Consider the following 15313-nt stretch of genomic DNA (forward strand, 5'->3'; position numbering starts at 1 on the left):
CCTCCTGTTAGGTTATTGGTTGATGATTTACACATCAACGTGACCGACGGATCACCGTCATTCCGCTTCCCGAGCGGTAGTTTCAAGCGTAATTTCAGTCAATTACTTGACTTCCATAACAACGTCTACGCCTGCGGGGATCTCAAGCTTGTCAAGAGCAGCTGTTGTCTTGTCTGTAGGACGGATAACGTCTACAAGTCTCTTGTGAGTTCTCATCTCGAACTGCTCACGGCTGTCCTTGTACTTGTGTACAGCTCTGAGGATAGTAACAACTTCCTTATCTGTTGGGAGCGGGATAGGTCCTGAAACTCTTGCACCGCTTCTCTTAGCTGCCTCTACGATCTTAGCTGCTGCAATATCAACAGTAGCGTGATCGTAACCCTTGATCTTGAATCTGATCTTTTCGTTGACTGCCATTATTTTCGCCTCCTTGGAATTAATTACGGGGACGCAGATTGGAATATCACACGCTTCCGTGTGTTTCATGCTTCATCTGATAAAAAAACTCGAAAAACTGATGTTTTCCGAGCGGTCTTAGCATAATATGAGCACAAAAAGAGCATAATCCACGCATACGCAAGCTGCGTGAACCATAACCACAAACTGTGTTCGATATCCCATTCGCCCGGTTTAAAATCGGACATACTCCACGGAAATTACCTGCCATACCGGCAGCAACCTTCCGCTTCAACGCATATCTTCTGCAGTCAGCGCGCATTTCAGCGCACTCAACGTAATCAATTATATCATATATAAAGGGATAAATCAACAATTTGCAGAAATTGTATTTGTAAATTTTTAATGAACGATAATTTTGTTTTAACAATATATCATAAACAACTCCTGCGGACTTATCTCTGCCGCAGGAGCTGCCGCACATCAGCTTCCGAATATTGATTTCAGCACCGTAAGAACGGTATCTCCCACCTTCTGTGAGTCCACCACCTCGAGAGCCTTATCAGGGCAGTCGGTGATGATATTGTCCACGCCCAGCGCCATCATCTTCTGCATTTCGCTCTGTCTGTCCACTGTCCAGACGAAAACGCGCTTGCCGTGATGATGGGCGGTATTGACCACGCTCTGATTGACGAACAGGTAATTCATGCTCACTGCGTCAATGTATGGCAGCTGCGCATAGGAAGTTGACGTCGCCAGATTGGCGATAAACGCCGTCTTTATCTTGGGATTGAGCTGCTTGACTTTTTTCAGGGCAGGATATGAGAACGAGGTCACATAGCAGGAATTCACTATGCCGTACTCCTCTATCATATCCACTACGCTTTCGGCTGTAGCTTTTGGGTCACCTGATTTTTTTATCTCGATGTTCAGCATTATGTCCTTGCCAACGAGGTCGAGCACCTCAGACAGCAGCGGTATCTGTACATCGTCGAACTCATTGTCCTTGCCGAACCAGCTTCCCGCCGACAGCTGCATAAGCTCGTCATAGGTGTGGTTCCTTACAAAGCCCTTTCCGTCAGTAGTTCTGTCAAGCTTATCATCGTGTATGACCACCAGCTGCTTATCCTTTGTGAGCTGAACGTCCAGCTCTATGAAGTCCGCGCCGCAGTCCATAGCAGCCTGAAAGGCAGGAATGGTATTCTCGGGAGCCTTCTTGGAAAAGCCTCTGTGAGCGCTTACCTGTGTACGGGTGATTATGCCCACGTTAAGATTGATATTTCCGCGGTAAAGAGCCTTGACATAGGACAGGTTCATAACAAGTCCCGCTGCCGCCATCACCGTAACGATAATCACCTTGCTTCTGAAGAGGAGCTTATTCTCATTGCGGTTAGGGAGAAGTATCTCCTCTTCCTTTTCGTCCTCGTAGAAGCGCTCCGTCAGCCACCACATCACCGCAGGAGCTGAGAAGAAAGCGGATACAGCCGTGAATATGCTCCATGTGTAGCGGAGCACTTTAAGCGCTGTCTTGAACGCAGCATTAGGACTCGAAAAGCCTTTTATGATAAATACTATAAGAAAGCTCAGACCGAATGTTACTATGCCTATGAGCAGTACCACGGAGATGCTCCAGAGGAACATCATGAATATCATCTTGAAGCGCTGCCCTTTCATTTTCTGCTTGCTCTTTTCTACGCAGTCATGGAAGGAGTTCTTTGTGAGTATCAGGTAGTGTATGCTGTAGCAGCCGCTTATCATGAGGATTATGAAAAGCAGCTGGAGCAGAACATACGACACAATGGCAGCCTTGCTGCTGACCGAGTAGAATATCCGCCTCAGCAGCGGCATGAGCGGTGCCATGAACATTCCCGAGGACAGCGAGAACTGTGCCAGCGGCATTACTGCCATATACGCAAGAAAAGGCAGAACTCCCGAGCCTCTGAAAGCTTTTGCAAAGGCGCTGACGCCTGTTCTGAACATTCCTCCTGCCCAGATGCGCTCCTTTTTGCTGTAGCATGCAAAGCAGCCTGCCAGCGCGGACAGCTCCGCAAAGGAGAAAAAGGCATAGGCAAAGATCATCATTATGATAACGACGATAGTCGCAGGGTGCTTTAAGTAGACCAGCAGATTCTCATCGTTGAGATAGGTTATGCCCGATATCTTCATGGTCAGCTTCAGCAGCAGAGCCAGTACGGGAGTACCTATCGCCAGAAGCAGGAGCTTGAAGAGCAGTTCAAAAACGAGGAAGTGGGGCATTGCTCTCAGGAATACTCCTGCGGATCTTAATATTTTTTTCATTGTAAACTCCGAAAAATAACGGCTATGACCGCCGTATGGATATAATTCAATTATACGCGCAATACAGCCCTTTGTCAATAAAATATCCGCCTTTCAAGCGAAAGACGGATATATTTTTCTTATAATCATATATAAATTGTCAGGATAGTATCTTATCCCACAAGTCCCGAGCGCTCTATGCCCTCTGTGAAATGCTTCTGCAAGAACACATACATAAGCAGCACGGGAGCTATGCTCAGCAGGCAGCCCGCTTCCTTCCAGACTATCTGCTCCCTCGGACTTATCTGCACCGTGGGGTCATCGAAAAGTCTCGCCCTCAGCTCGTTGTCCAGATTGGACAGCATTATTGCTATGGTCTTGGTGTTGGTAAAGAATGTACTGCTCACATAGTAGTCGTTCCAGTACCACACCACCGAGAACAGGAATACCGTCAGGAATGCCGAAGCCGCATTGGGGACCATTACCCTGACAAAGGTCATGAACGGTCCGCAGCCGTCGATATAGGCAGCGTCCTCAAGCTCTCGGGGCATGCCCTTGAAGAACTGGCGGAATATGAGTATCATAAGTCCTGCGCGTATGCCGTTTGCGGTCATGGCAGGGAGATACATAGTCAGCTTGGTGTCGATAAGGTTCAGTGAGAAAAGTCCATTTATGCCGAAGTAACGGAACTGTGTGTACAGCGGCAGGGATATTACCTGAGGCGGTACAAGTATCATCATTATGACTACTCCGAAGAGGAGTCTCTTTCCTCTGAACTTGAATCTTGCGAAGCCGTAGCCCGTTATGGCACAGGATACCACCTGAAACAGCGAGCAGCCTATGTTCAGCAAAAGGGTAGTCCCCAGTGTTTTCCAGTAGTCCATAGCGTCGAGAGTCTCTGTGATAACGTCAAAGGTATAGTGACGGGGTATCCACATTACAGTGGGGTCGCTCATGTCGGCCCGCTCCCTGAAAGCGCAGCTTATCATATAAAGAAGCGGATACATGATAACGAAGCCGAGTCCGAAGAGTATGACAAATCTGAATACCTTCCATATCCTGTTCCTCACAGCCAGTCTCAGCAAGTAGTTCCGCTCCTTTGGCGACATAGCCTTCATGCGCTGCTGCTTCAAAGCCTTTTTGCTCAGGTCTGCGGTCTGAGCCTTTACAGTTTCTTCTGCCATAAGCTCACCCCCTTATTCGTTCTCGTAATAGATGAACCTGCTGACCGTGCCTGTGATAATGCCTATAGCCGCAAGAACTATTACGAAGTATATCCACGCCATTGAAGCCGCCTCACCGAAGTCGAACTGACTTCTCATGGCTGAGATACGCTCCATGACCTTGTTCATGGGATTAGTGAAGGAATCTATGACGGTGAATATGAGATTTGCCAGTATGAACGGTCCCACGTAGGGAAAGGTTATCTTCCAGAAATACTCCCACGCCGTAGCGCCCTCCATGGTAGCGGCTTCCTTTGCCGAGGGAGGGATATTCTGCAAAGCCGCAAGGAACAGAAGTATCTGTATGCCCGAGCTCCAGACTATGCCGAATACATTGTCCGCAACAGCCGTGATAAAGGTGCTCATGCTGTCGCTGAGGTCGTAGATGCCGAGAAACTGCATGAGTTCTCCCACCAGATCAGTGGAGAACATGGTAGAGAACTGTGCCGCCCCCGAGTTGCCCGTAGAGTCCATATCGCCGCTGATTATCCTGTACACAGGACCTGTGGCGATGATAACAGGCAGGAAGAACACCGCTCTTGCAAGAGTCCTGCCGTGGAATTTCTGGTCGAGTATAACTGCTATGAACAGCGAGAATATCAGTATCAGGGGAGTTTTCCAGAGAGTCTCCAGAAGCACCTCTCCCAGATATTCCGTATAATAAGGATCCTCGTTTATAACGGTGAAGTAATTTTTCAGCCCCGCAAAGCTTGTGCGTACAGCTCCGGGGTCTATGGAAACATCTGAAAAGGAGTACCACAGTGACTTCCCGAGAGGAATTAGAAAGAAAAGAACAGTTCCCACCAGCCACAGACCTATGAAGCCGTAGCCGTAAAGGGCTTTGCGCCGTTCATATGACAGCCTGCGGCGTTTTTTTGCAGTCTTTGCCAAAGCTTCCGTTTTAGCGCTCATGGGTCAGCTCTCTCCTTTCTCCTTGTTTTTGCCGAGCTCTATTACAGAGCCGTTGTATCTCACGGTCATGGCTTCAAGGTCGGTCGTTACCACTGTACCGTTTGAAAACTCGGTGGTTATGGTATCGCCCTCCTGCTCATAGCCCATGATAAAGCTGTCGGACACCGCACTCAGAAGCGGCGCAAGCAGCCTGTAGTCCTCTGCGGCAGTCTCCGTCCAGCCGCTGTAATTTGCGTAATACAGCCGGTCAAGCTCAGTATCCTTGAGCTCGCCCGTCTCCTCGTATATCATGTCATAGCTGATATTGCTTCCCGTAGCCGCCGCCATGAGAAGCACCTCCTCAGGGTCGGGGCTGCCGTTCACAGCCGTCGTTGAATAGGGTATGACTCCGTGGAGCACTATCTGATAAAATGGTATATCCTCGTCAAAAAGGTCAAACCTGCTTGAAGTCATGGGAGCTCCCGTGATATGGCTCACATAGGGCAGAGCATAGGCGTTTGCCCTGTCTGCAAGTATGCCGCCGCTGAGCTTGTCGTCTATGGTCTTGCAGCCCTCGATGAGAAGCTTCTCAGCCTTTGCACGGGAAATGTTCTTCTTGCCGTAGTCGCCGTACAGGGAAGCCGTCAGTCCCGCAGGAGCTGCGCCGCTGAGTCCTGCCTTGGAGTAGTTCTCGGCTATATCGCCGAATATCTCGGAGTAATAGCTTGGGGAGAGCAGGGACAGGTTCTTTCTGAAGCCGTCGGGAACGCCGTAAGCCTTGTCGTAGCTGACGATACGGGAATATGAGCCCGAGACCCTAACAGCCGTACCCGAGAAGGAGTAATAGCCGTTGCCCGAGCGGAAGTCCCTGTTATCGGACACGGGATAGAGACTGTAGCCGCTGTCGTCTATAAGGTCGGTGAGCGCCTTGAAATCGCTTTTTCCGCCCAGCCTGCCGGAGGGCTTGCCGTCGGTGTCTATTTTATTCTTTATGCCGTCGTTTGTCCAGTTATTGTAGGATATGACCATATCTCCCACGCCGCTGTCTTTGAGACTGCCGATGATATCAGCTGCCTGTCCGTAGTCGGTAAGGGAAGCTTTAAGCGATATGGGTATGCCCAGCACAGGCTTTTTCTTCATTACACCGCCGTAAAGGTCAAGATACAGTGGGGCGCTGTCCGCACTGCTGCGTATCTTCACGCCCTGCTCATCAAGTAGATACTGCCTGTAGCGCTCGGCAACGTCAACGTAGTCCGCGCCTTTTTTGGATATGGGGTAGTAGAGCATCTCGATGTCGTCGGACTTTATGGCTCCCCGCTCGAAAACAGTATATTTATCGCGGTTGTTTCCCGACATGTAGAAGCTGTCAGTGCCGCGGAGAATGAACGTGAAATTGCAGATATTGTAGCTGCTGTTGGACTGCCTTGACACATTGGCTGTGAGGTAGGCGTTGGAGTCGCCCTTTGCCGCGACTGCAAGGAGAGCGTTGTCATCCTTTACTATGCCGTAAACGGGCATGTATATCTGCTCGGTGACTGCTCCCCTGTTCTGGGGCACAGCCGTAACATCAGCTCCGTAAACGCGCTGCTGATAGATGTTGTTCTGCAAGGTACGGCGGTTGTTGAAGCGTATCAGCGCACCGCTGCCGTCGGGGACTACAAAATAGCCCTCCTCCTTGTCGGAAGCCGCACCGAAGCTGCCCAGCACCGTCATTTCCGTGGCGATATTGGAGGAGTTGCTCTCCTCTATCTCCGACACCTTTACACTTGCGCGGAGGTGGTCGTCCTCAAGGGTGTACTCCACGGGATACTTGAAGCCTGCGCCCGTATAATTGTATACCACGCGGATACCGCCCTGTATATCGCTGACCGTGAAAACGCAGTCGCTGTCGCTGCCCGAGCGGAGCATATTATTGCCCGAGCGGCTCAGTGGCACGCCGTATCTCAGCATATTCGACGAACGCAGCTCGTCCGCAAGAAGTCCCGTAGCCAGCTTGTCCTGAGAGGCTTCAAGAGGCGACGACCACCAGATATAGCCTGTTTCCTTGTTTTCGATGCCGAATATGGCAGTCCTGTCGTCAACAAGCATACGGAAGCTGTCGTTTTCGGCTCCGTAGCGGAATGCACCGAGATAGTGCTTTTTGTCCGCAGTGAGCCATGCAAAGCTGCCGCTTTGGGACTTGTAGACTGCTTTTCCGTCCTCAGTACCGTCGTATGTGAACTCCTCGTCGGGGCGCTTCATGTCCTTGCGCAGAAGCTCCAGCGTCTTTCCGTCGGAAGATATAAAAGCATACTTGCTGTCAAGAGTTGAGACTATCTGCCGAAGCCTTACGACCTTTGCAGCATCCTCGTCGGTAATGACGAAGAACCTGCCTGCGTCGCTGACCCACAGCTTTCCCTCGTCGCATTTGCTGCCGCTTTTGAAGCTTGCCGCAGCCCTGCTCGTCTTCTTATCTATAATAACAAGCTCACCCAGCTTTTTCAGCTCGGCTATCTTGTCCGCAAGGAGCTGCTGCTCCTCGGTGTAGTCCTTTTTGCTCTTGGGCTTGCCGCCTGCGGCTTCCCAGAGCTTATCCTCGAACTTATCCTCCTTGATGTACACGTCGAAGCCGTCGGCGGAGCCTATCTTTTTCAGATACTTCTCTGCGTCCGCGGCGGAGAGCTCCGCCTTTTCCTCGGCTTCGTAGCGCTTCGCCTTTTCGGGCTCAGCGCTTTCGTCGGCGGCTTCAGCCGCTGGGGTCGCAGCTTCGCTGCTCGTTTCCTCCGCATACACGCTGCCCGATACCGTCAGTGACGATACTGCAAGCAGGCAAAGCAGCAGCCTTTTTGATATTCTGCCCATAGCTGCCGCCTCTCAGACCTTAGCTCTGTAGGAGAGCTCGGTGTAAATGGTGGATATGAAGATGTATATCTGCTGTATCAGTGACATGAAAAGCACCAGCAGGAACAGCATGATGAACATCGCCGACAGTGTGAATCCTATGGCGAGGACGGTCTTTTTGAAGCTGTACTGATGTACCGACTTTACCGCCGAAAACAACAGTATCACCGTCCAGCCCACGCCTATGAACTTTATGACCTGCATAAAGACGTACTCGTCGCGTATGAGAAAATGGGAGAGTATGACGTTGAGATAGAGCTGCGCCACATAGGGTATAAGAGCGTAGGCGCTGTAAATGCTGATATTCCGCAGAGTTCCCTCGCCGTCAAGGAGAGTGCACACAGACCAGTTTCCCACTGCCCATGCGCCGAAGAGCACGAAGCTCCGCACGATATACGGGATTATATTAAATGTCTTGTCGTAGCTTATATAAAACTGAAAGCCGTAGAGCCGTCCGTAGGCTATCTCGCCGAAAAAGAGGAGCACAACGATAAGCATGGCTATTTTCAGAGAGCCTGCCTTTTTCCAGCGCATATCCTCAAAGCCCTCCACAGGGTGGGTCACAGCATGTCTTACCCACTGCTTCTGTGTAAGATCCATCATAGCTGCTCCGCCTCCTTTTTCTCAGTCTTTGCCGCAGCTCCGCGCTTTTTCCTGTATTTTCCAAAAGCTGTGAGAGCTGACGCGCCTACCACCAACGCAGCTATTATAGCCGTGAAGTTTTCTTTCAGGAACTCCCTGCGCCTGCCCTCAAAAGCCTTGTTGTATATGTCACCTGCGTCCGCGAGCTTTGCGTACTTCATTGCGCCCTTGTAGTCGCCCTTGCGCAGAAGCGCCGAAGCCACTCCCACATAGGCTCTGCGGTAGTTGCCGTCACGTTTGAGGACCTCCTGCCACGGACCGAGAGCTTCCTCATAATATCCGTCATTGTAGAGAGATGACGCCTTGTGGACTATGCTTCCGAATGAGGTCTCTCTGAATACGGTTATAGTATCCTTTGAGGAGTCCAGAACATAAAGCTTGTCCCCGTAGGATTCCACAGCCGCCGCATGGTCAAAGCCGCCTGTCTGCTTTGCGACAGCTCCCGTAATAAAGAGCAGGTTGCACTCCTCATCGTACTGGAATATCCTGCCCGTTGTAAAGTCAAGGCAGTTTATGCAGCCGTCCTCGGAAATATCGATATCCACCATGGACGGCGAGTACATCTTGTTCTGAGTTGCGTCGTAAACGGGCTTGTAGTCGCCGAAATAGAGCTCCCTGTCAGCGAAGATGTTATTTCCTGCCGCATTGAGCTTCTTGACTATATCGGTGGACTTGGTCATGGACGATGTGCAGGTAAAGATGAAGTCGCCCTCCATATCAAAGCTTGTGATACCCGAGGGGACAGTCCTCGTCCTGTTTGCTTTTTTCTCGTCGGACATGAAAAGTCCCCTGACGTAATTGCTGATTATCTTTGCAGTGGGTGCAACGCGGTTTGCTCCGTAAAAGCCCATGAATTCGCCGTCGGGAGAGAACATTGCCGCTCCCGTGGTGATGTTGCCGAGGACTACATATACGTTGCCTGCCTTGTCAGCCACTACACGCTGGGGCAGAAAGGTACGCTTTTGGTCGTAGACCTCGGACTCCGGCTTGGTCATCTCACACTGAACGTTTCCGTCCATATCCGATACAAGTACACGGGCATTTTCCGTGTCGGCAATATAAATAAGTCCCTTTTCTGCCGAAACATAAACTCCCATAGGCTGTTTGAGAGAAGTCTCAGAGCCGTCGGGCATGGTGAAGCGGTCGTATATGCGCTCAGCGCCGTCAAATCCGCTGCCCGTCACAACTATGCGGTCGTTGCCTGTATCGGCAATATAGAGCAGTCCCCTGCTGTCAAAGAAGATATCGCTGGGACTTTCAAAAGCTCCTACGCCCATGTCGATGCCCGACAGTGTGCAGTCAGGGAGATAGCCTGCCTGTGATGGTATAGCGTCGCCCCAGCGGTCGTAGTTGTAGCTCTCATAGGGAGCTCCCTCCGCTGCCGCCGAGGATACGCCCATAGTAAGAAGTGCAGCAAATGCAGCCGCAGCCGTGATACATCTTTTCAGTTTTGACTTCATTTGCTTCACTTCCTTTCACCGCCCGATATTCTGCTTCGCCGAATATTGGGCGAATTGAGAGTTGAGAATGGATAGTTGAGAGTTATTGTGTTCGCTTCGCTCACATTATTTGAATAATGTCGCCGCAGACGACACCGCAACTTTCAACTCTCAACTATCTGTCAATAAATCATTCGCCATTACGGGCTGCCAAAGGCAGCCCCTACAAGCCTAAAGGCTCACTCCTTAATGCCCGAATGTGCCATGGTCTCGATGACCTGACGCTGTGCCAGCATGAATATTACAATTGGCGGTATGAGCAGGAATACTGCCGCAGCCATTGCTACGCCTGCACGGGCAAGTCCCGATGAAGCCGCCTGCGATACCACTGTAGGCAGGGTCTTGTACTGCTCCTTGAAGACCACCGAGCCCGTCTGTATATTCCATGCGCCCTGGAATGCAAATATTATCAGGGTCATAAGTGCAGGCTTCTGATTGGGCATAACCACCTGCCAGCATATGCGGAAAAGTCCTGCGCCGTCCACCTTTGCCGCCTCTATCATTGCGTCGGGGACCTGACTTATGGACTGCCGCATGAGGAAAAGTCCCATAGGCGAGGCTATAGCAGGGAATATCAGCGCCATATATGTATCTATCATGTGCAGCTTCGCCATAACGATGTACTGCATTATGTAGATGACACTGCTCTGGTACAGCAGAGCCACCACTATCAGTCCGTTTATGAGCTTGCTGCCCGGGAATTTGCACTTTGCCAATACGAATGCTGCCATTGACGAGAAAAAGCACTGCAGCACCGTCACCGCAGCCGTTACGAATACGCTGTTGAACACGTACCTTGAGAACGGCACTCGGTTCTGGTGGAGCACTCTGAACATATCGCCGAAATTGTCAAGAGTAGGTCTTACGGCGTAAAGCTTGGGCGGGAACACAAAGAGCTCCTCCACAGGCTTTATTGACATTACCACCGTGAGATATATGGGCAGAGCCATGAAAAGTCCGAGGACAGTCAGCAGCAGGAATATGAAAACGCTGCCGCCTATCTTTCTGCCTGCCTGTCTGTTTGAAGCGCGAAGCTTCGCTGTATCTACATTTGCCAAAGCTCCGCCCCCTTAGTCCATATATTTGCCCAGCACCTTGGCTATGAGCTTGTTGCACAGGAACATTGCAATGAAGAGTATCATGCAAATCGCCGAAGCATAGCCCATTTCAAAGCGCTGCCAGCCGTAGTCGAAGGCGTGTGTCATTATGGTATGAGCCTTGTAGTCCGTACTCGGGAAGCCCACAAGGTTCTGAGCAACTGTACCTGCGGTAAAGGAGCTTACTATCTGCATTACCGCCGCAAACATGAGCTGCGGTCCCATTGAGGGAATAACGATGTAAATGAGCTCCTGCCAGCGTGTGCGTATGCCCTCGATAGCCGCCGCCTCATACATGGAGCGGTCTATATTCTGGAAGCCTGCGCGGAGTGCAAGGAAGCCTGCTCCGAGGGATATCCACAGCTGTACTATTATAGTAACGCCGAGAACGTACCGTCCGTCGGTGAGCCACTGTATGGGCTTTGTGATAAAACCGAGATTTATGAGGAAGGAGTTGGCATAGCCGTTCATATCGCCGCTGAAGATGAGCTGCCATACGGTATACACATTCGCCATTGACGGCGCGTAGAAGATAAGCGTGAATACGGCTTTCAGCTTTGGGTTCATCTCGTTTATGAGCCATGCCAGCAGGAAGCACAGAACATAGCTGACGGGTCCTGTGAGCAGGGCGAAAACGATAGTTACCCTTATGGAGCGTATGAAGATCTTATCGGAAAGGAACAGCGTGGTGAAGTTGGAAAGTCCCACGAACTTGGGCGCTCTTACCATGTCGAAGTCAGTAAAGCCCATTGGCAGGGACATGAGCACGGGCACTACCGTGAACACTATGAAAAATATCATAAAGGGCGCTATCATGCCATAACAGGCTTTATTGCGCTTTATCTCGTTCAGGAGCTCGCCTTTGCCGCGCTTTTTGCCCTTTGTATCTGTTTCTTTCACATTGACTGCCATATGCTCACTTCCTTTCCTTTTAAGCCGTTAGATCAGTTTAGAGTTGAGAATTTAGAGTTGAGAATTTAGAGTTGAGAGTTGTTGTGTCCGCTAACGCGGACATATCTGAATTTTATCGCCGTCAGGCGATACCATAACTCTCAACTCTCCACTCTCAACTGTCAACTTTTTAAAGTCCGAGGTTTTTCCGCTTTCGCGTTATTTCGTCGTTTATGTCCCTGTTGTACCATATAAGGGTATCACGGGGATTCTTCTTTTCGTTGATAGTCTCTCTGAACGCGTTCATTATATTGCGGGTCACCGCATAGGACGCAGGCGTAACGGGTATCTCCTCAAGCTCAGCCTGCTGTGCCCGAAGCCTTGAAAGCTCGTCCTTTGACCACGAGAGCTGTCCCAGCGCTTCCACATTCGCAGTATCGAAACGTCCCATAGTACCGAGAAGTCCCTCTATCTGCGCCGCGTACTGCACCTGAGTATCAGTATCCGTGAACCACTTCACGAACTCCCATGCGTTTTCCTTGTTCTTTACTTTATTAAAGATGATAGCTCCTGCGCCGTTGGAGTTCGCCCCGTGAGACACTGTTCCGTCCTCGCGGACAGTTCCCGGCACGGGACAGAAGTCCCACAAGCCGTTTATCTCAGGCGCTGCCGCCGTGAGCTGATTAAAGAATGTATAATTTGCAATAACTATGGGGTACTCACCTGTGCGGAAGCGGCTGAACGCGTCGTAGGTCTGCTCAAAGCTGTACTTCGTGTAGAAGTCTGTCCACTCCTCAAAGGACTGGACTGCCTCCACAGAATCAAAGGAAGACGCCGTCTGCTCCTCGTTGTAGTAATTTTTACCCTTTTGCAGCATGAGCAGGGCAAAGGTGTGACCTGTCTCCGTTGCAGGTGAGATATTGTTGGGTGGGAGCACAAGTCCCACGGACATATAGTTTCTCTGCAACGCAGGCAGCATATCCCTGAGCCCGTCCCATGTTTCGGGCGGCGATGTATAGCCAAGCTCCGTGAGAACATCGGTGCGGTAGAACATCATAGGGAATGACTGGCTTATGGGCAGTCCGTAGCAGCCCCCGTTGTAGCTGTACTGGGTCATGGCGTTCTGCTGAAAACGCCCCCTGACCTCGTCAAAGTCCTCAAACTGTGACATATCCACCAGCATATCCCTTATGGCAAGGTTCACGGGGAACTCTCCCCCGAGGAAAAGCGCCACATCGGGACCTTTCCCTGCAAGAGACGCTTCCACCACGCCGCCTGTGACAAGATTCACGGACACGGGTATGCCTTTTTCCTGCATGAACTGATTCTCGGTCATCTCCTTGACCACCTGTGCCTGATCACGTCCGAGGGATACCCAGACGTTTATGGCTTCCTCGCCTGTAACGTCGGAGAGTGTGGTGTAGTCCTCGAAGAATGAGCCGATAAAGGCGTCAAGCCCGAATTTCAGTGTCTTTCCCAGCTTCTCGTCGCAGCTTGTGAAGTACCTGTCTGCAGTTGCGAACTCAATATAGTCTATCTCCAGAGGCTGGTCGCGGTTGTCCCTGACCCACGCCGACAAAGCAGCGCTGCCGTCCTTTATCTGACCGAGGTAATTGGGTATCCTGAGAGGCTTTTCAGTGCATTTGTCAAGGATAACCGCCATGTTCTCCAGTGCAGCCGCCTCCGAGCCCTTTGAGCCGCTGAGACTTTCGATACCCTTCTGAACATTTCTCAGCTCAATGGAGATTATCTCAAATCTGTCCAGAAGCTCGGGTATCTTCTCATGTACATAATAATCGGTATACTTGTCGGGATTGGGCCCCGTTATCATCAGCACCTTGCGGTAGTAGACATTGAGCTCCTTTATGACGCTCTCAAGGCTGCGGAGATAATCGCCTATATCTCCCGTAACAGCCTCCATTGAAATGGTATGGGCTCTTCCGCCCTCCAGCCATACGTATATGTCATCGCCGCCGCTTTTGGGACTAACCACTGACCAGTCCGTGTCGTAGCTGAATTTCACGCGGTCAAGCTCCTGACAGGGGACTTCACCGTCGATATATATGCGCCTGTTGGAGTCAAAGCCGCGTATCTGATCCTGACGCGCCTTTATGCCTATTTTATACCAGCCCCCTGCACCCACCTTATCCGCAGGTATCTCCCACGTTACGGTCTGGAGCGCCTTTTTCCAGCTGCCGCTGCCGAGGGTGTTGTACACCATTTTTCTCGGGTCAGCAGGAGACACAAGGTAGCTGCTGTTATCATATGTAGGGTAAAGAGTAGGATCGGACTTGTAAGCCGCGCTCTCCCCCTCTATTCTGAAGCTTGCCGAGGGAGTACCCTCCACGGTCATATCAGCTCCCACAGAAGCCGCATACTCGCTGTATGTGGGCAGTTTGTCTGGAGCTCTCAGAGTGAAGCTCTCAATGGCAAGCTGAGCTCTCTCGGAGCTGAATTTCAGCTCATGCATGCCTCTCTCCAGATAAATGAATAGAGGCTCGCTGAAAAGCCCGTCCACGTCCCCGAAGAAGCAGTCCTGCCACATAGTACGCTGGACCTGCAAGGGACGCACCTGATTGCCGCGCATATCAGTGTATATCTCGCGCTCGTTCACCCATACCCTGCTCAGCTTTAGTCTCGAAGCCGTATCATAGGGCAGACTGCCGTCCACCTCCAATTTCAGCTCTATATCCGAGCCGACGGATATCATGGGGCAGTAGCTCACGCCGATACAGTATCGCCCTGTCTCGGGTACATAAATATCATAAGTGACCTCTCCGTCGGAGCTGTTCCACAGCAGCACCCCGTCACGGCTCTCGCCGCTGTCGTCGATGAAGCTCCCCACGGTGATATCGCCGTTATCACAAGCCGAATAATCGGCGGCACTGACGAATATCCCGCTGCCGCTCATGGGCTTGTCGGAATACATATCGTAATATTCGCTGTAGGACGGTATCTCCGTCTCAGAGGATTCTATCGCATAGTAGTCCCGTGCCATGGCTGCGGCAGTCTCTGCGGACACGCTGTTTTCAGCAGCAAAAGCCGAAGCTGCGCCCATGCAAGCCTGTGCTCCCATGATAAGCGCAAAAGCTCCTGCGGCAAATCTGCGCAGTAACCTGTTCATCTCCGACCTCACCACCTTTTAGCAAATAAAAAAGCGCAAAACATGCGCACTGACAGTCATGCCGCTGACTTAGCGGACTGTACATTTTCTTCAAAAATCAGTATAACAAATTTATGGTACAATGTCAAGAAAATGGCTGTTTCTGAAATATAAATAATATTTTTTACCACTCATAATTTAGCTTAATCAACGATTTTTATGATAATACTGTACAATGAGAAGAATAATAAACTGTAAGTTGCTCCAGTTTTTTTTCTTCCGATTTTAAAAATTGGACGTGCCAATTTCAGAAATATTAAAAAAGTGTAAAATTTGCTTGCGTTTCTACATATTGTATTGACATTTTACCCTTTATGTGGTATGATATGAGTAGAGAAAAAGCATTAAATACAC

10 protein-coding genes are annotated in these 15313 nt (G+C 50.6%); all 10 read right to left on the minus strand.

From position 1 onward, the window contains the following. Positions 1–102 precede the first annotated feature (102 nt). The 10 genes from rpsJ to N774_RS0109190 all read right to left on the minus strand — a co-directional run bounded on the left by rpsJ (position 103) and on the right by N774_RS0109190 (position 14920). Positions 103–417 (minus strand): 30S ribosomal protein S10, encoded by a 315-nt coding sequence (gene rpsJ, locus N774_RS0109145; RefSeq protein ID WP_009985001.1) that lies wholly within the window; start codon positions 415–417, stop codon positions 103–105. A 462-nt stretch (positions 418–879) separates the two neighbouring features. Continuing rightward, on the minus strand, positions 880–2694 hold the full coding sequence (locus N774_RS0109150) for a glycerophosphodiester phosphodiesterase family protein (RefSeq protein ID WP_024860950.1): 1815 nt from the start codon (positions 2692–2694) through the stop codon (positions 880–882). Between the two features lie 152 nt (positions 2695–2846). Next, a complete protein-coding gene (locus N774_RS0109155; protein ID WP_024860951.1) occupies positions 2847–3857 on the minus strand; it encodes a carbohydrate ABC transporter permease in 1011 nt (336 codons plus the stop codon). A 12-nt stretch (positions 3858–3869) separates the two neighbouring features. Further along, positions 3870–4808 (minus strand): carbohydrate ABC transporter permease, encoded by a 939-nt coding sequence (locus N774_RS0109160; protein WP_024860952.1) that lies wholly within the window; start codon positions 4806–4808, stop codon positions 3870–3872. 3 nt (positions 4809–4811) lie between these two features. Then, positions 4812–7628, minus strand: coding sequence for a DUF5696 domain-containing protein (locus N774_RS0109165; protein ID WP_024860953.1), 2817 nt, complete (start codon positions 7626–7628; stop codon positions 4812–4814). Between the two features lie 12 nt (positions 7629–7640). After that, complete coding sequence (locus tag N774_RS0109170; protein ID WP_024860954.1) at positions 7641–8270, minus strand: Yip1 family protein; 630 nt, start codon at positions 8268–8270, stop codon at positions 7641–7643. After that, positions 8267–9769 carry a hypothetical protein gene (locus N774_RS0109175; RefSeq protein ID WP_024860955.1) on the minus strand — a complete coding sequence of 501 codons (1503 nt, stop codon included), beginning with the start codon at positions 9767–9769 and terminating at the stop codon, positions 8267–8269. The genes N774_RS0109170 and N774_RS0109175 overlap by 4 nt, the downstream gene beginning before the upstream one ends. A gap of 218 nt (positions 9770–9987) precedes the next feature. Beyond that, positions 9988–10866, minus strand: a complete 879-nt coding sequence (locus N774_RS0109180; protein WP_024860956.1) for a carbohydrate ABC transporter permease — start codon at positions 10864–10866, stop codon at positions 9988–9990. Positions 10867–10878: 12 nt separating this feature from the next. Beyond that, entirely contained in the window at positions 10879–11817 is a 939-nt protein-coding gene (locus N774_RS0109185) for a carbohydrate ABC transporter permease (protein WP_024860957.1), read from the minus strand. A 169-nt stretch (positions 11818–11986) separates the two neighbouring features. Continuing rightward, complete coding sequence (locus N774_RS0109190) at positions 11987–14920, minus strand: extracellular solute-binding protein (protein ID WP_024860958.1); 2934 nt, start codon at positions 14918–14920, stop codon at positions 11987–11989. Between the last annotated feature and the right edge of the window lie 393 nt (positions 14921–15313).

This window comes from Ruminococcus flavefaciens AE3010, from assembly GCF_000526795.1.
In the GTDB taxonomy this organism is placed as follows: domain Bacteria; phylum Bacillota; class Clostridia; order Oscillospirales; family Ruminococcaceae; genus Ruminococcus; species Ruminococcus flavefaciens_D.